Source organism: Flindersiella endophytica (assembly GCF_054779015.1).
The window spans coordinates 334,662-351,174 of sequence record NZ_BAAGYY010000028.1 but is presented as its reverse complement, the minus strand read 5'-3'; the positions used below and the strand labels follow the sequence as shown (position 1 = coordinate 351,174).

General features: G+C 70.7%; 16 protein-coding genes. 8 read left to right on the top strand and 8 right to left on the bottom strand.

What is annotated here, in order from left to right; genetic code table 11:
• Position 1: 1 nt before the first annotated feature.
• From ACYVF6_RS35430 to ACYVF6_RS35405, 6 genes are read right to left on the bottom strand one after another with little or no spacing between them, the layout of a single operon-like run.
• Positions 2-406, bottom strand: a complete 405-nt coding sequence (locus tag ACYVF6_RS35430) for a VOC family protein (protein ID WP_460527850.1) — start codon at positions 404-406, stop codon at positions 2-4.
• Entirely contained in the window at positions 399-1,229 is an 831-nt protein-coding gene (locus ACYVF6_RS35425) for an AraC family transcriptional regulator (protein ID WP_460527848.1), read from the bottom strand. The genes ACYVF6_RS35430 and ACYVF6_RS35425 overlap by 8 nt, the downstream gene beginning before the upstream one ends.
• A 42-nt stretch (positions 1,230-1,271) precedes the next feature.
• Complete coding sequence (locus tag ACYVF6_RS35420) at positions 1,272-2,579, bottom strand: MFS transporter (RefSeq protein WP_460527846.1); 1,308 nt, start codon at positions 2,577-2,579, stop codon at positions 1,272-1,274.
• The gene (locus ACYVF6_RS35415; RefSeq protein WP_460527844.1) at positions 2,576-3,094 is read right to left on the bottom strand and encodes a MarR family winged helix-turn-helix transcriptional regulator; all 519 of its coding nucleotides are present in this window, start codon (positions 3,092-3,094) and stop codon (positions 2,576-2,578) included. Before ACYVF6_RS35415 ends, ACYVF6_RS35420 begins: the two co-directional genes overlap by 4 nt.
• A gap of 21 nt (positions 3,095-3,115) precedes the next feature.
• Positions 3,116-3,457, bottom strand: coding sequence for a winged helix-turn-helix transcriptional regulator (locus ACYVF6_RS35410; protein ID WP_460527971.1), 342 nt, complete (start codon positions 3,455-3,457; stop codon positions 3,116-3,118).
• Positions 3,458-3,510: 53 nt separating this feature from the next.
• Positions 3,511-4,212, bottom strand: a complete 702-nt coding sequence (locus ACYVF6_RS35405) for a TetR/AcrR family transcriptional regulator C-terminal domain-containing protein (RefSeq protein ID WP_460527842.1) — start codon at positions 4,210-4,212, stop codon at positions 3,511-3,513.
• Between the two features lie 74 nt (positions 4,213-4,286).
• Between ACYVF6_RS35405 and ACYVF6_RS35400 the strand changes: the two genes are divergently transcribed.
• Positions 4,287-5,909, top strand: a complete 1,623-nt coding sequence (locus ACYVF6_RS35400; RefSeq protein WP_460527840.1) for an FAD-dependent monooxygenase — start codon at positions 4,287-4,289, stop codon at positions 5,907-5,909.
• Positions 5,910-5,918: 9 nt separating this feature from the next.
• On the opposite strand, the gene ACYVF6_RS35395 is transcribed toward ACYVF6_RS35400, so the two are convergent.
• Complete coding sequence (locus ACYVF6_RS35395) at positions 5,919-6,908, bottom strand: hypothetical protein (RefSeq protein WP_460527838.1); 990 nt, start codon at positions 6,906-6,908, stop codon at positions 5,919-5,921.
• 252 nt (positions 6,909-7,160) lie between these two features.
• Between ACYVF6_RS35395 and ACYVF6_RS35390 the strand changes: the two genes are divergently transcribed.
• The 7 genes from ACYVF6_RS35390 (at position 7,161) to ACYVF6_RS35360 (ending at position 15,680) form a co-directional block, all read left to right on the top strand.
• Positions 7,161-9,506 (top strand): HAD-IB family hydrolase, encoded by a 2,346-nt coding sequence (locus ACYVF6_RS35390; RefSeq protein ID WP_460527836.1) that lies wholly within the window; start codon positions 7,161-7,163, stop codon positions 9,504-9,506.
• Complete coding sequence (locus ACYVF6_RS35385; RefSeq protein WP_460527834.1) at positions 9,503-10,690, top strand: zinc-dependent alcohol dehydrogenase; 1,188 nt, start codon at positions 9,503-9,505, stop codon at positions 10,688-10,690. The genes ACYVF6_RS35390 and ACYVF6_RS35385 overlap by 4 nt, the downstream gene beginning before the upstream one ends.
• Positions 10,691-10,784: 94 nt before the next feature.
• Positions 10,785-12,365, top strand: coding sequence for a nickel-dependent lactate racemase family protein (gene larAH / locus ACYVF6_RS35380; RefSeq protein ID WP_460527832.1), 1,581 nt, complete (start codon positions 10,785-10,787; stop codon positions 12,363-12,365).
• Positions 12,362-13,306, top strand: coding sequence for a lysophospholipid acyltransferase family protein (locus tag ACYVF6_RS35375; protein ID WP_460527830.1), 945 nt, complete (start codon positions 12,362-12,364; stop codon positions 13,304-13,306). Before larAH ends, ACYVF6_RS35375 begins: the two co-directional genes overlap by 4 nt.
• A gap of 12 nt (positions 13,307-13,318) precedes the next feature.
• Positions 13,319-13,693 carry a hypothetical protein gene (locus tag ACYVF6_RS35370; RefSeq protein WP_460527828.1) on the top strand — a complete coding sequence of 125 codons (375 nt, stop codon included), beginning with the start codon at positions 13,319-13,321 and terminating at the stop codon, positions 13,691-13,693.
• A 58-nt stretch (positions 13,694-13,751) separates the two neighbouring features.
• A complete protein-coding gene (locus ACYVF6_RS35365; protein WP_460527826.1) occupies positions 13,752-14,609 on the top strand; it encodes a DUF1343 domain-containing protein in 858 nt (285 codons plus the stop codon).
• Between the two features lie 9 nt (positions 14,610-14,618).
• Positions 14,619-15,680, top strand: coding sequence for an MDR/zinc-dependent alcohol dehydrogenase-like family protein (locus ACYVF6_RS35360; RefSeq protein WP_460527824.1), 1,062 nt, complete (start codon positions 14,619-14,621; stop codon positions 15,678-15,680).
• Here ACYVF6_RS35360 and ACYVF6_RS35355 read toward each other — a convergent pair.
• Positions 15,677-16,447, bottom strand: coding sequence for a class I SAM-dependent methyltransferase (locus ACYVF6_RS35355; RefSeq protein ID WP_460527821.1), 771 nt, complete (start codon positions 16,445-16,447; stop codon positions 15,677-15,679). The two genes, ACYVF6_RS35360 and ACYVF6_RS35355, sit on opposite strands and share 4 nt — an antisense overlap.
• Positions 16,448-16,513: the final 66 nt, after the last annotated feature.

Genomic DNA, 16,513 nt, shown 5'->3' with positions numbered 1-16,513 from the left:
CCTAGGCACCGGGGTAGGTGCCGAAGTTCCAGGCGTTGCCTTCCGGGTCCCTCACCGAGAAGTCGCGCGACTCGTGACCTTCGGCGTCCTTCGGCTCGCTGACGACCTCGGCACCCGCTGCGACCGCGCGGGCGAACAGGGCGTCGGGCTCGCTGGTGACGACGTAGACGGAGGCCTTGCCCGGCTGGATGTAGAACGGGTCGTCCTTGTCGCGCACGGTGCCGAGCATGACGCCGCCGGAGCCGTCCGGCCAGCGCAGCTCGGCGTGCGCGATCTCGCGATCGCCGGCGCCGGGCACGACGAGCTTCTCGACGAAGCCGAACGCCTTGGTCAGGAACTGGATCGCGGCGGGCGCGTCGGCGTAGGACAGGCCTGCCCAGACGGTCGGGGTGCTCGTGTCAGTCATACCGATCAGCCTGCCCACACAGCTCGCCGTCGTCTTGAACGAATGGAATCTCCTCCGAGAGCCAGGCCGACGGCGTGGTGCCGGCGAAGTCGAGCCAGTCGCGGTTGAAGTGCGCCTGGTCGGCATAGCCGCAGCGCTGCGCGACGTCGGCCAGCGGCGGCGGGCTCGGATCGGTCAGCAGGCTCCGTGCCGTCTCGAATCGCATGACGCGGGCGGCGACCTTCGGGGCCAGGCCGTACTCGCGTTGGAACCGTGTGCGCAGATGCTGCCGCGACCAGCCGATCTCCGCGGCGAGCGTGCCGATCTCGACGCTGCCGGCGGACTCGGTCAGGCGCTTCCAGGCCCACCCGAGCTCGGGGCTGGGGGAGCTGCCGGGCATCGCGATCCGTTCGAGCATCGCGTCGAGCGCGGCGAAGCGGCCGGTCCAAGTGGTCGCCGTGCGTATGCGGTCGGCGAGCTCGGCAGCCCGCCGGCCGAGCAGGGCGCCGAGATCGACGACGGCGCCGGCGAGCTCACCGGCGGGCAGACCGAGCAGCGCCCGCGCGCCGAGCGGCGTGAACTCGGCCTGGATGCCGTGCTGCAGCCCGTCATGATCGATCCGGACGGGCGTGGCGTGCAGGCCGCCGGCCAGCGTCGGGAACGCACCGTGGCCGGCCACGTCGACCGTGCCCTCGAGCGTGATGATGAACGTGACGTTGCGCGAGGGCAGGCCACGGTGGCTGCCCGGCCGCGTGCGCAGGTGGTAGCCGAGGTAGCGGCTGACCCACGGCCGGAGCGCGGGCTGGGGCCTGGCCGCGACGGACTGGAGCAGTGGCTCGTCCACGCTTCCCAGCCTACGAACGACCACCGACACGCGCGGCCGGCGTTACGAGGCGGACGTGGCCTGCTCCGTAGTGCCCACACTGTTCCACCGGCTGTCCGGCGGCACCGCCCGGAACCGTCGCAGGGCCGGGTTCAGGCCGGCCACCAGGGCGACTCCTGCCAGGCAGAGCAGCCCGCCGGAAACCACCGCGAACGGCCCGGACGTCACGCTCGCCACCAGCCCGCCCCGGAAGTTGCCGAGGTCGGGGCCGGACACACCGATGATGTGCTCCGCGGCACTCACGCGGCCGCGGTGGGAGTCCGGTGTCTCGAGTTGCAGGATCGAGCCGCGAGAGATCACCGACAGGGTGTCGGCCGCGCCCGCGATCACCAGGCAGGCCAGCGCCAGCCACAACGGCGACGCCAGCCCGAACCCGGCCAGCCCGGCGCCCCACCCGCCGGCCGAGCAGAGCATCACCAGACCCGGGCGGCCCGTCCGCGTGACCGCGCCGGACGCCGTGCCCGCCGCGATTCCGCCGACCGCGATCGCCGACAGGAACAGGCCGAGCGTCTCCGGCCGGTCGCCGAAACGTTCCGCGTTGATCGCCGGGAACAGCGCGACCGGCATCGCCAGCACGGTCGCCAGTACGTCGGTGAGCAGCGCGCCGGTCAGCACCGGCCGGCTCCAGATGCTCCACTCCTTCTTGCGGCTCCGCCGCGTGGCCCAGCCCTCCCAGTTCGCCCGGCCGGGCCGTGGCGAAGCGGCCTCCTCGCCGAGCGGCCGGAGCGCGGGCAGCCCGAACACGCCGTACAACGCGGCACCGAACGTCACAGCGTCGATCGCGTAGCAGGCGCTGACGCCCCACTGTCCGATGATCAGGCCGCCGAGTGCCGGACCGGCCAGCATCGCCACCTGGAAGCTGAGATGGGTGAGCGCGATCCCGGCCGCGACCTGATCGGCGGGCAGCAGCCGGACCACGAAGGTACGCCGGGCCGGCGCCCCCAGCGCCGCGCAGGTCGCCTGCAGCGCGACCAGCCCGAGCAGTACCCACCACGAGCCGGCGCCCGCGACGGCCTGGCCGGCGAGCAGCCCGGCGGCAACGATCTGTCCGAGCGTCGTGAGCAGCACGAGCCGGCGGCGGTCGACAGCATCGGCCAGCACACCGCCGACCAGCCCGAACACCACCATCGGGATCGCCTGGGCGAGCCCGATCGCGCCGACGCTGACCGGGCTGCCGGTGAGCTGCCAGGCCTGGTACAGCACCGCGACCGTGGTCAACTGCCCGCCGAGTCCGGAGAGCGTGCTTCCGATCCACAACCGCCGGAACGCCGGGCTGGACCGCAGCGGCCGGGTGTCGACCAGCGCCTTCACTCGCCGGCGCTCTCTGCGCTCTCGGCGCTCTCAGCCTCGGACAGGTGACCGACGATCCGGTCGTGGAACGAGCGCTGTGCCAGCGCGTCCGTGATGTCGCGGACGACCTGGCTCAGCGGGTACGGCAGCTCCGACTCGAGCTCGGCCACCGCCCGCTCGGTCGCGCGCCACTCGGCCTCCAGGAACGGCACCAGTTCGCGTGCCCTGTCGGTCAGCGTCACCTCGCGGGTCCGTGCATCGGAGGAGCCTGGCGAGCTGGTCACCAGCCCTTCGCGGCGCAGCGCCCCGACGGTCTGGCTCATCGCCGAGTGCGTGACGTCCAGGCTGTCGGCCAGCTGCCGGATCGTCATCGGCCCGCGCCGCCCGAGCCGGATCAGCGGCATCGTGAACCTCGGGCGGACGCCCGTCACACCGCGTTCGGCGTAGAGCGTGGCGATCTCGCCGTCCATCGACTCCAGCAGGAGACGCAGCGGCCGCCAGCGGCTTTCCTCGGTCGGGTCCGGGTACTCAGTCACGCGAAAATTATATAAGGGCTGTTACATCTCTGTGGCAGCGGCTCCAGGTCCGGGCAGAACGTCGACGTCGGACGCGCGCATCGGCTGGTCGCACTCCGAGCAGTGCGGCTCGACGTGGCTGATCCGGCCGCAAGCGTGGTGGCGGTACAGTACGGGCGGTCCGGCTTCGCCGGCCAGCCATCGGTCGCCCCAGCGCACCATCACCAGCAGCAGGTCGCAGAGCTCCATGCCCTTGGCGGTCAGTGCGTACTCGTGTCTCGGCGGGCGGCTGGAGTATTCCCGGCGCTCGAGCACGCCGGCCTCGACCAGCCACGTCAGCCGCTCGGTCAGGACCTTGCGGGAGATCTGGAGGTCCTGCTGGATCTGGCCGACGATGCAGTGGATCCAGCACCGCGACGAGTACTGACCGCAGCCGGTCAGCCGGTGAAGTGGGCGGCGATGCCGTCGAGCACGTACTCCAGTCCGGCCTCGAACGTCTGATCCGCACCGGGATGGGTCGCCTCCACCATTACCTTCTCCAGCGTGGGGAAGCGACCGGTGTCGAGCATCTGCCGCAGGTACGGGCCGAGCGACCGCTGCCACTGCTGCTCGTCCAGGCCACTGCTGCGTTCCGCGCGCCACTCGATGATCTCCGACCGGCTCGCGCCGATGACGTAGGCGTTCACCGCGTGGGCCGCCTGCATCACGGTGTCGATGTGGCCGACGCCCGGTGCGTCGTTCAGCGTGGCCAGCACGGCCTCGAGGTAGGCCAGCGCGTTCGGACCGACCTGCGGCCGGCCTCCGACCAGTTCGGCGAACCACTCGTGCCGGTGGACGGCCTGCCTGGTGCGCCGGGCCAGCGTCCTGAGCGTGGTTCGCCAGTCGCCGCGGGGTAGCTCGGGTGTGGTGATCTCGGCGTAGACCACGTCGACCATCAGGTCGAGCAGCTCGGCTTTGGTGGACAGGTACCCGTAGAGCCGCATCGGCCCGGCGTCGAGCGCGGCTCCGACCTTGCGCAGCGATACCGCGGCCAGGCCGTCGCGATCGGCGAGCTCGATCGCCGCGCGGACGATCCGCTCCCTGCTCAGCGGGCTCGGCGCCGGCCGGCTCGGTGGTTCCGGACGCTCCCAGATGGTCACACGCAGACGATACATCGTCTGCTGCGATACAGTGTATTGATAGATACGGCGTATCGATGAATGGGAGAGCGATCATGCGTACGGAAACGACTTCGGTGCTGGTGGTCGGCGGCGGGCTCGTGGGACTGTCGGCCGCGGTGTTCCTGGCGTCGCGCGGAGTGCCGACGATGCTGGTCGAGAAGCATCTCGGTAGCTCGCTGCACCCCAGGGCGGTCGGGCTGCGATCCAGGACGGCGGAGATCTACCGCGGCGCCGGCCTGGCGGGCGTGCTTCCGGAGGTGCCGACCGGGAAGAGCGTGCCGCGCCGCGTCCGGGTGGAGAGCCTGACCGGCGAGTGGTTCGAGGAGCTCCACTGGACGCCGCCCGGTGCGAAACAGGCCGAGGCTCTGGCGTCCGGCCACCTCGAGGAGTACTCGCCGTGCCGGGGTGTCGGCCTCGCGCAGGACAGGATCGAGCCGATCCTGCGTACCCACGCGGCCGGGTTGGGCGCCGACCTGCGGCTCGGCCTGGAGTTGGTGTCGTTCGAGCAGGACGGCGACGGCGCGCTCGCGGTCGTCCAGCCGCGTGACGGCGGCGAGCCGTACGCGGTCCGTTCCCGCTATCTGATCGCTGCCGACGGCCATCGCAGCCGGGTCCGGGAGACGCTCGGCATCCAGCGCGGTGGGCGCGGTTACATGCGTACGTCGCTGAGCGTGCTGTTCCGGGCGCCGCTGGAGGAGTATCTGCGCGACGGGTTCGGGCAGTTCATGATCGACCAGCCGGGCTTCGACGCTGCTCTGCTGACCTACGGCGACGGCCGGTGGGTGCTGATGCTCCACGACGAGCTCGAGCGCGACGAAGCCGCGCAGCGGGAGGCGATCCTGCAGGCGATCGGCCGGACGGACATCGGGGTGGAGATCATCACGACCGGCCGCTGGGAGGTCACCGCGTCGATCGCCGAGCGGTTCTCCGACGGCCGCGTGTTCCTGGCCGGCGACGCCGCGCACACGCTGCCGCCGAGTCGCGGAGGCTACGGCGCGAACGTCGGTATCGAGGACGCGCACAACCTGGCGTGGAAGCTGGCCGCGGTGCTGTCCGGCGAGTCGTCGGCCGAGCTGCTCGAGACGTACGAAGCCGAGCGCCGGCCGGTCGCGTGGCTGTGCCACCAGCAGATCTTCGCCCGAGCCGACGGTCACGACCCCGCCCGGAAAGAGGCCGACCTCGAGACGATCATCGACGACCGTGCGATGGCGTTCGGCATTCTCTACCGATCGGCCGCCGTGCTCGGAGCGGGCGACGACCTGCCGCCGGCCGCACGCCCCGACGAGTGGGCCGGACAGCCGGGCACGCGCGCGCCGCACCTGTGGCTGACCCGCGCGGACGGCGAGCGGCTGTCGACGCTCGACCTGTTCCAGCGCGGCTGGGTGCTCCTCACCGAGTCCGAGGCCTGGGCGGCCGCGGCGGAGCAGGCCGCCGAACATACAGGGGTCTCGGTCGCCTACGAGTGCATCGGCGACGAGCTCCGGCCGGACGACCCGGCAGCGTTCCGACAGGCGTACGGCCTGGCTGCGGGCGGCGCCGGCCTGGTCCGCCCCGACGGCGTCGTCGCGTGGCGTTCGGCCGGTTTGCCCACCGACCCGGCGAGTGCGCTGGCCGAGGCGCTGAGCCAGGTGGCGTTTCCTGGCCGGCTGTCTCGTGCGGACAGCCCGGCCGCGTGAAGGTACTGGTCATTCGCCGCAGCGGGAGACCAGGACGAGCGGTCGCTTTCCGGGCGGGGTCGCGGCCGTGATCGTGACGTCCCATCCGAGCAGGCCCGCGACCCCGGCCTGCTCCTCGTACGCTTCGGTCACTTGCTCCAACCGGCGCGGATCGTTGACCCGGACGTATGCGACGAAGCCGCCCATGCTGCACTCGGCGTAGATGCCGCCTTCGGTCCACGGCAGGACGCCTCCGGCCACGCGACTGCCGTCGGCGACCGTGAGCTCGTTGAACCGCGAGAAACCGGGGGCGGCGATCCAGTCGCCCGGCCGCAGCATTCTGGCCGCGGCGTAGGCCGACCGGCCGGCTGGTACGACCGGCCAGCCGGCGGCGCCCCCAGGCCGGTCGGCTTCGGAGGCAGTCGCCGCGAACCGGTCGACGATCGCGAACCCCAGGTGATCCCGCGCCTGGATCGAGACGAGGATCTCCGTGCCGCCGTCGGCGGTGCGAGCCCCGATCACGCAGGTGACCTGCCCTTCCGCGTCCTCACAGGCTCGTGGCCGCTGTGGCGTGGGCCGGAGCCCGGCCTGCCGGAGCTCACGGACGAACTCCCGCGCGACGGCGTAGGCATCCGCGTCCAGCCCGAGCAGGACCCGGTCGGCGCCCGGCGCCGGCGTCGTCCCGACCACCGGCCAGCTGCTGGAGTCCATCGTCGACTCCAGCGGGACGACGGGGGGAACGTCGCCGAGCACGACGGCACCATGGGGGACCCGCAGGCCCGGGAACACGAGCTCCCCGGCCGCTTCCGGGTCGCTCAGCAGGGCGCTGACGCTGCCCTGCACCTGCAGCACGACCACCACGAGGACCAGCCAGGCCAACCTCCGCCACCACCGGCCCGGGCGCCGCTCCGGCTGCCGGCTCGACCGCCGCCACGGGAACGATGCGAACGCCGACTCCCAGATCTCGTCGGCCGTGGCAGGCCGGCCCGGATCGGGCTGCGGCGCGGATGTGTGCTCCACCGTTCCGGTGTCACCTCGTGAAGGTCGTATCCGTGGCGATTGCCCAGCAAAGTACTTCAACCGCCCGCTCCGGCTACCAATCACGACAGCGTGACCACTTTCGGCAGCGGCCGCGTAGGCTGGCGCGGGGCTCAGCGCCACACGCACTGTATGCGTCGGGAAAGTCTCATAGGTCGGTCTTCTGCCCGGGGTTAACTGCTGGGTAGGGTGTGTCCCGCGAAGGGGGCACAACCACCTAAGCTCAGACTGTCCATGTACGACGAAGTACAGGCGACGTACGGGCAACGTAAGGCGAAACCCGGGAGGGCCACGGCATTGCGGCTGAAACAACGGCTCGCCGGTAAGCGAGTGCTTCTCACCGGAGTCACCGGGTTCGTCGGCGAGGCGCTGCTGCATCGCATCCTCGGAGACCTCCCCGACACCAAGGTCGTGGCGCTGGTACGCCGCAAGGGCTCGCTCACCGCCCGCGCGCGCATGGAGCAACTGCTCGGCAAGGCCATCTTCGAGAACGTACGTGAAGCAGCCGGCAGCGTCGAAGCCCTGCTGGAGGCTCGCATCGAGGTCGTCGAGGGCGACCTGAACCAGCTGCCCGAGCTGCCGACCGGCCTCGACGTCGTGATCCACTGCGCGGGCGACGTGTCGTTCGACCCGCCGATCCACGTCGCGTTCGAGACCAACGTCCTCGGCACCGAACGGCTGCTGAAGCAGCTGGTCGCGGGCGCCGACTCGAGCGGCACCCGCACCCACTACGTCCACGTGTCGACCGCGTACGTCTCGGGTCGCCGGCGTGGCGCGATCCCCGAGGGCCCGGTCGAGCACGAGGTCGACTGGCGCACCGAGGCGCGCTGGGGTCTGGCGATGCGCGACCGGATCGAGGAGACCTCGCGCGCACCGGGAGTGCTGGTGAGCCTGCGGAAGAAGGCCGAGCGCGAGCACCGCCGCGCCGGGCCGATCACCACCGCGCAGGACACCGAGCGCCGGCGCCGCGAGTGGGTCGACAAGAAGCTCGTCTCCGCCGGCGGCGAACGCGCGCACTCACTCGGCTGGACCGACGTCTACACCTTCACCAAGGCGATGGGGGAGCGCGTCGTCGAGGAGGTCGGCGCGCCGCTGCCCGTGACGATCCTGCGCCCGTCGATCATCGAGAGCGCGCTGCAGACTCCGCACGTCGGCTGGATCGAAGGCTTCAAGATGGCCGAGCCGCTGATCCTGGCCTACGGCCGTGGCGAGCTGCCGGAGTTCCCGGCCAGCGCCGACGCGATCTGCGACATCGTGCCGGTCGACCACGTTGTCAACGCCACCTTGGCGGCAGCCGCCACGCCGCCCGAGCCAGGCAACGCGGCCTACCTCCACGTCGCCTCCGGATCGCGCAACGCGCTGACCTACAGCCGGTTGTACGAACTGGTCCGGATGTACTTCGACTCCAACCCGTTCGACATGAGCGAGCGTGGCGCGGTTCGCCTTCCGGTCTGGCGTTTTCCCGGCGGCGAGAGCGTCGACCGCCTGCTGGCGATGAGCGAACGCGCGCACAAGGTCGCCGACTACCTCGTCACCCACGCGCCGCGCGGTGAGCGAATCCGTAAGCTGGCAAGAGAAGTCGACCAGCAGCAACGCCGGCTCGACTTCCTGCGGCGCTACATGGACCTCTACCGCCCCTACACCGAGACCGAGCTCGTCTTCACCGACGACCGGACGATGGAGCTCTACCAGGGTCTCGAGGACGAGGACCGCGAGCTGTTCCCGTTCGACACCTCGGTGTTCGACTGGAAGCACTACCTCGTCGACGTGCACTGCCCGAGCGTCACCGACTCGATGCGCAAGTACGACGTCATCCGCCGCCGGCGTGGGCGTTCGGCGCCGGCCGTGGCCAAGGACCTGCCCGAGGGCGACAACATCCTGGCCGCGTTCGACATGGACGGCACGCTGCTGTCGTCCAACGTCGTCGAGACCTACCTCTGGCTGCGGTTGCCCGAGCTCGACCAGACCGGCAAGCTGCGCGAGATCGGCTCGCTGATCCGCAAGCTGCCGGGCTTCCTGTCGGCCGAACGCAAGGACCGCGGCGCGTTCCTGCGTTCGGTCTACCGACGTTACTCCGGAGCCGACCTGGCCGAGCTCGAGCGGATCGTCGACGTGATGATCTCCGAGCACGTGCTCGAACGCGTGAGCGCCGCCGCGCTGCGCCGGGTGCGGGCGCACAAGGCCGCCGGACACCGCACGATCCTCATCACGGGCGCGATCCGTCCGCTGACCCGGCCGCTGTCGCCGTTGTTCGACGAGATCGTCGCGGCCGAGCTGTCGACCGACCAGCTGGGCCGGTGCACCGGCTTCCTGTCCGGCCCGCCGCTCGTCGGTGAGTCGCGCGCCGCGTGGCTGAAACGCTACGCCGAGACCGAAGGCTACGACCTGACCAAGTCCTACGCCTACGCCGACAGCCATTCCGACCTGCCGATGCTGCGGGTCGTCGGCCGCCCGGTCGCCGTCAGCCCGGACGTCCATCTGTGGCGCGAAGCACGCAAGGGCCGCTGGCCGGTGGAGGAATGGAAGAGCTCCGGCGCGGTCAACCGCCTCGCCCTGCCGACAGGGGACGACCTGCCATGATGCTCGCGTTGGAGATGTATCGCTCGTTGCCGCGCTATATCGCGGCCCGTGCGATGGGCGGCCGGATCCCTGGTGTGCTGACGGGTCCGGCGGCGCCGGTCCGGCTGATCACGCGCGACGAGCCGAAGCCGCAGGGCGCCGGCTGGGCCCGCGTCCGTCCTACGCTGTCCGGCATCTGCGGCTCCGACCTCGGCGCGTTGTTCGGTCAGACCTCCTTGTATTTCTCGGCTCTGGTGTCGATGCCGTTCGTTCCCGGACACGAGGTCGTCGGTGTCCTCGCCGACGACTGCGAGGATCTGCCGGCCGGCACGCGCGTCGTGCTGGATCCCGTGCTGTCGTGTGCCGCCCGCGGCGTCGAGCGTTGCCAGTCGTGTGCCGCCGGGCAGACCAACCTGTGCGACCGGATCACGGTCGGCCACGTGTCGCCCGGCCTGCAGACCGGCTACTGCGCCGACACCGGTGGTGGCTGGGGCGGTCAGCTGATCGCACACCGCAGCCAGCTTTTCCCTGTGCCCGAAGGGCTTTCGGACGAACGGGCCGTGCTGGTCGAGCCGCTTGCGTGCGCGGTGCACACCGCGTTGCGCGCGCAGGTGCCCGACGGTGGTTCGGTGCTGGTGTCCGGTGCCGGAGCGGTCGGCCTGTTCGCCACCCTGGCGCTGCGGCAGCTCACCAACGCCCACCGGATCAGCGTGGTGGCCAAGCATCCGCGGCAGCGCGAGCTGGCCCGTGCGTTCGGCGCGTCCGACGTGATCGCGCCGGACGAGGTGGCGGGCCGCGTCCGCCGGGCGACGCAGGCGTTCCGGCTCGCGCCCGATCGCGGTCAGGAGTTCCTGCTCGGCGGTGTCGACGTCGCCATCGACGCGGTAGGCAGCAAGACCTCGCTGGACACGGTGTTCCGGGTGACCAAGGCGGGCGGCCGGGTGGTGCTGTCCGGCATGCCGGCCACCGGCGCCGACCTGTCGCCGGTGTGGTTCCGCGAGCTCGACGTCACCGGCACGTATGCCTCGGCCGGCAAGGAGTCCTTCGAGAAGGCGTTCGAGCTCGCCGCCTCGGACGCGCTCGAAGGCGCGATGACGGCGAAGTATCCGTTGTACAGATGGCGGGAGGCCCTCGACCACGCGCACAGCGCTGGCCGGCTGGGCACTGTGAAAGTTGCGTTCGACGTAAAGGGGAGCAGCCGGTGACCGAGCAAGTGGAGTGGTCGGCCGTGCGGCGCACGTGCCAGCCGCTCGCCGAGCGCGCGGGGCGCCGGGAGCGACCGATGGAATGGAGCAGCCGGTGAGCCGACCAGGATTCGTACTCGAGGTCGACGACCGCACGCCGCCTCTGCTCGTCCACGAGGGCGAGGGGTTCCGGCTGGAGAAGTTCCCGATCGGAACGCGGGTCGTCTATCCGCCGGAGTCGCTGCCGGGCATCGCCGATGTCGACGGCGCGATCCGGCACGCGCTGGACAACCCCGAGGGCTCGGAGCCGCTGCGCGCGCTGCTGCGGCCGGGCATGAAGCTCACGATCGCGTTCGACGACCTGTCGATCCCGCTGCCGCCGATGCAGAAGCCCGACATCCGGCAGCGGGTCATCGAGCAGGTGCTGACGCTGGCCGCCGAGGCGGGCGTCGACGACGTACAGCTGATCGCGGCGCTGGCGCTGCACCGGCGGATGATGCCGAGCGAGCTCAGGCACGCGCTGGGCGAGCGGGTCTACCGTTCGTTCGCGCCCGACGGGCTGCTCTACAACCACGACGCCGAAGACCCCGACAACCTCGCGTTCATCGGCACCACCGACCGTGGCGAAGAGGTCGAGATCAACAAGCGGGCCGCCGAGTCCGACCTGCTGGTCTACGTCAACGTCAACCTGGTCGCGATGGACGGCGGACACAAGTCGGTGCCGATCGGCCTGGCGTCGTACCGCTCGCTGCGGCACCACCACAACAGCCACACGATGGTGCGGTCGCACTCGTTCATGGACCACACCAAGTCGCACCTGCACCACTCGGCTTGGCGGATGGGCCGGATGCTGGCCGAGCACGTCAAGATCTTCACGATCGAGACGACGCTCAACAACGACTGCTTCCCGGCGCCGTACGACTTCCTCAACAAGCGCGAGTGGGAGTGGTCGATCAAGGACCAGGCCACGATGCTCGGCGCGCGCCGCGGTCTGGCGCTCGCGCCGGACAAGATGAAGCACCGCATCTTCCAGAACATGCGGGCTCCGTACGGCCTGACCGGTGTGCACGCGGGTGAGACCGAAGCCGTGCACGAGAAGACGATCGCGAACGTGCACCGGCAGCAACTGGTCGAGGTGCAGGGCCAGAGCGACGTGCTGGTGATGGGGCTGCCCTACATCGGGCCCTACAACGTCAACGCGGTGATGAACCCGATTCTCGCGACCTGCCTGGGGCTTGGGTACTTCTTCAACTCCTACCGCGGCCAGCCGGTGGTGCGGAAGGGCGGCGCGGTGATCCTGTATCACCCCGTGCCGTACCAGTTCAGCCAGCTGCACCACCCGAGCTATGTCGACTTCTTCGAGGAAGTGCTCGCCGAGTCGACCGACCCGGCGACGATCGAGCAGAAGTTCGAGAAGCAGTACGCCACCGACCCGTGGTACATCCACCTCTACCGCACGTCGTACGCCTACCACGGCGTCCACCCGTTCTACATGTGGTACTGGGCGGCGCACGCGATGGACCACGTGGGCGATGTGGTCTGGGTCGGCGGCGACCGGAAAGCCGTTGCGCGGATGGGCTTCCGCTCGGCGTCGACGCTGCAGGACGCGCTGGAGATGGTGAGCGGAACGGTGGGCAACTCGCCGTCGATCACCTACACGCACAACCCGCCGCACCTGATCTCGGACGTGCGATGAGCGGCTCTGGCTCGTCCAAGTCGCCGGTGCGGTTCGTCCGCGACACCGTGCGCGAGGTGCGGATGGTGGCCAAGGGCTGGCGCTGGGGACGCCGGGCGTTGGTGCCGCGGTCGGCCGAGCCGTATCAGCTGCGGAAGGAGACGAACGTCTTCCCGACCGGCTGGGCGCGCCGTCCCGCGGCCAACGCTGTGCGCGATCTGGTGCAGCGGTACGGCCTGCGGCCGGTGCTGCACTCGACCGTACGGCCGCAGGTGTCGGGGCTGGACGTGTTGACCGGGTTGCACCAGCCGGTCCTGTTCGTGGCCAACCACTCCTCGCACCTCGACACGCCACTGATCCTGTGCTCGCTGCCAGATGCGTGGCGGCGCAACACGACGTTCGCGGCGGCGGCGGACTACTTCTTCGACACCTGGTGGCGTGCGTCCGGGTCGGCGATGGTGTTCAACACGTTCCCGATCGAACGGCGGGGCGGCTCGATGTCGACCACGCCGGGCGACCTGCTGTCCGACGGCTGGAACGTCGTCATCTTCCCGGAGGGCACGCGTTCGCCGGATGGCTGGTCGACGCGGTTCCGGATGGGCGCGGCGTACCTGGCGGTGGAGCACGGCATTCCCGTCGTACCGGTGGGGATTCGTGGCTCGTACGCCGCGATGCCGCGTGGTCGTGGGTGGCCGCGGCCCGGACGCTTGCCGGTGCGGGTGCGCTTCGGGCCGGCGCTGCGACCGGCCGAGGGCGAGTCGCCGCGCGAGTTCGCGCCGAAGGTCCGCGACGCGGTGGCCGAACTGCTCGACGAGGACGCGACGACCTGGTGGGACGCCAAGCGGCGGGCCGCTCGCGGGGAAACGCCCGACCCGTCGGGCCCGCAGGTCGCTTCCTGGCGACGGATCTGGGCGCAGACGGCGCCGCCGCGGGAAGGGCAGAAGCGCGGCGCCTGGAAGTAGCCGGCCCGCATTGTGAGCCTGTCGGTGGACGTCTTCGTCTACGCCGAGGATGGCCAACTCGAGGTCCTGGACACCCCGGAAGGGTGCCAGGACCTCGCTGGTTTCGAGAGCTGGCGGACGACGGTGTGGGGGAGCGAAGTCGTACGGTCGCTGGGCGCGCGTTTCTTTCCTCTGCTCGCCGAGGGCGATCTCACGGTCGAGCCGTCGCAGGTCCCCGCGTTCCTGAGGGAGTGCGCGCTGCTGCGAGTCAGTATCGAGCAGATCGCGGCGGCCGACCCCACCAAAGACCGCGACCGGTATCGGGAGCAGATCTCGGTGCGATTGGCCAACATCCAGATCGCCGCCGGCCGCGCCATAGGCGCCGGCGGCGGCGTGCTGGTGTGGTAATGCGTTCGATCGGTCGTGCAAGCTCGGTGCATTACTTGGAAGACGGTGGCAACCGAAAGTGGAGGGCGAGCTGGTGGCGGTGTTCGGCCCGGAACACGGCTTCCGCGGCACGGCGCAGGCCAACGACTCCGAGGACTTCTTCACCGACCCCAAGACCGGCCTGCCGGTCTACGACACGTTCGAGAAGAGCGGCCAGGACCTCGCCGGCATCTTCACGCAGTCCGGCGCCGACACCGTGCTGTTCGACGTGCAGGACGTGGGCGCGCGCTTCTACACCTACATCTGGACGATGTTCGACTCGATGGAGGCCGCCGCCCTTGCCGGCAAGCGGTTCGTCGTCCTCGACCGCCCGAACCCGATCACCGGCCGGCGCGCGACCGGGCCCGTCATGCATCCGGAGTACGCCACGGTCATCGGCCGGGAAGCCATCTCGCAGCAGCACGGCATGACGATCGGGGAGCTCGCAGGGGCGCGGCACCACGCGCCCGTTCCAGATCGTCGGCGCGCCGTTCGTCGACCACCGCTGGGCCGAGGCGCTGACGGCGTACGACCTGCCCGCGTGGCGTTCCGCGAGGCGTACTTCAACCCGACGTTCTCGACCTATCAGGGCAAGAACTGCGGCGGGGTGGACGTCCTGGTCACCGAGGCGCCAGCCGTCGACGCCGTACGGGTCGGCATCGTGCTGCTGGTCACGCTGAAGCGCCTGTACCCGCAGGAGTTCGCCTGGCTCAACACCGCCACGGCGACCGAGCCCACGTGGTGGATCGACAACCTCACCGGCTCCGACCGCGTACGCCTGGCCGTCGACGCCGGCCACGACGTCGACACATCGTCGAGGGCTGGCAGGCCGAACTCGCGGACTTCGACCGGATCCGGCGCCGCTACCCCCGTTACTGAGGCCGCGGTCCTGGGGTAGCAGGGTTGCATGGAACCGACGATGACCGCCGCCGTCCTCACCAGGCATGGCGGCTTTGACGCCCTGGAGGTACGCGACGACTGGTCGGTGCCGGCGGTCGAGGCGGGCGAGGTGCTGGTCCGCGTCACCGGAGCCGCCGTCAACAACACCGACATCTGGACCCGCGAGGGCGCCTACGGCCTGCCGGGCAACCCGGACGCACGGGCGGGCTGGCGCGGGCCGATCGCGTTCCCGCGGGTGCAGGGCGGCGACATCGCGGGCGTCGTGGAGGCGCTGGGCGACGGCGTGCCGGCGGCCATGGCCGGCCGGCGGGTCCTGGTCGATCCGGCCGTCTACGAGAACGAGGGTACGGACGCCCCGCCCGTCGGCCTGCTCGGCAGCGAGGCCGACGGCGGCTTCGCGCAGTACGTCGTCGCGCCGGCCGACCAGGCGCACGACGTCACGGACTCGCCACTCTCCGACGAGGAGCTCGCCTGCCTACCGGTCGCGTACGGCACGGCGATGGGCATGCTCGAACGCGCGGCCATCCGATCCGGCGAGACCGTGTTGGTCACCGGCGCCTCGGGTGGCGTCGGACTGGCCGCCGTACAGCTCGCGGCCGCCCGCGACGCCACGGTCGTCGCGATCACCAGCGGCGGCAAGGACGACGACGTACGCGCCGCCGGAGCCACCCACGTCGTCTCGCGCGACGGCAAGGACCTCGCCGACGTCGCCGACGAGGTGCGCGACCTGCTTCCGGTGTCCGGCTTGGACGCGGTGGCCGACGTCGCGGGCGGGCCGGGGCTGGGCCAGCTCCTCCCACTCCTTCGCGACGACGGCCGCTGGGCGATCGCGGGTGCGGTGGCGGGTGCGGTCGTGCCGTTCGACCTGCGCCGGCTGTATCTCCACAACATCAGCCTGGTCGGATCCTCGATGCACACCCGGGCCCACTTCGCCGCACTCGTCGAAGCCGCACTTACCGGTGCCGTCCGGCCGCGGATCGCCGGCCGGTTTTCGCTGCGGGAGATCCACCAAGCCCAGCAGGAGTTCCTGCGACGCAAGCACGTCGGCAAGATCGTGATCGTCCCCTAAGCGGGCTTCCTCGCCCTGACCAGGAAGCGATGGTTGTGGGTGACGAACGGGCCTTCCGCGCGGATCCGGGCGTCGAGCTGCCGTAGTTCGGTGTCGTAGCGGTCGACGTCGAAGTCGGGTACGGTCCAGGACACCGCGCGGAGCTGGAAGATGACGGCCGCGATGTCGTGGTAGCGGTAGGCCGGCATCTCTTCGCGCGCGTCCTCGATCGCGAAGCCTTGTCCACGCAGGGCTTGGGTCACCGAGGCGAGCGTGTGCGATTCCGGATCCACCGGCGGGTGCGTGCCGAGTGCGGTGGAGAACTCCTGGTCGTTGCGGCTGCCCGGCTGCTGGGTCAGGAACACACCGCCCGGAACGAGCACGCGCCACAGCTCGCCCGGCGTGAACGCCCCGTGCCGGTTGAGTACGAGGTCGAACTCACCGTCGACAGCAGGCAGGTCCTCGCCGCGTCCGGCGCGGACCGAGACACCGAGCGGTTCCAGCCGCTCGCGGGCCACGGGGAGGTTGGGGTCCCACGCCTCGGAGGCGACGGCGTGGCGAGGCAGGGGAGCGAGGCCCGCGAGCAGCTCACCGCCGCCCGTGTCGATATCGAGGACGGCCGTCGCGTCGGTGAGGGCGGCCTTGGCGAGGTGGGAGTAGTCCCAGGTCAGTTGCTCGCCGCTGGTGCGGTCGCGAAGCCAGGAGAAGTCCCAGCCGGCGAACGGTGCGGCCAGAGCCTCGGCGACGAGCTGTTCGTAGGGTGCGCTGATCGAGTGCGCGGAAGTCATGCGAAACGTCCTTTGGGCATGCGAGACAAAACAAACGGATACCTGCGGCGGGAGGAATCAGCTGTT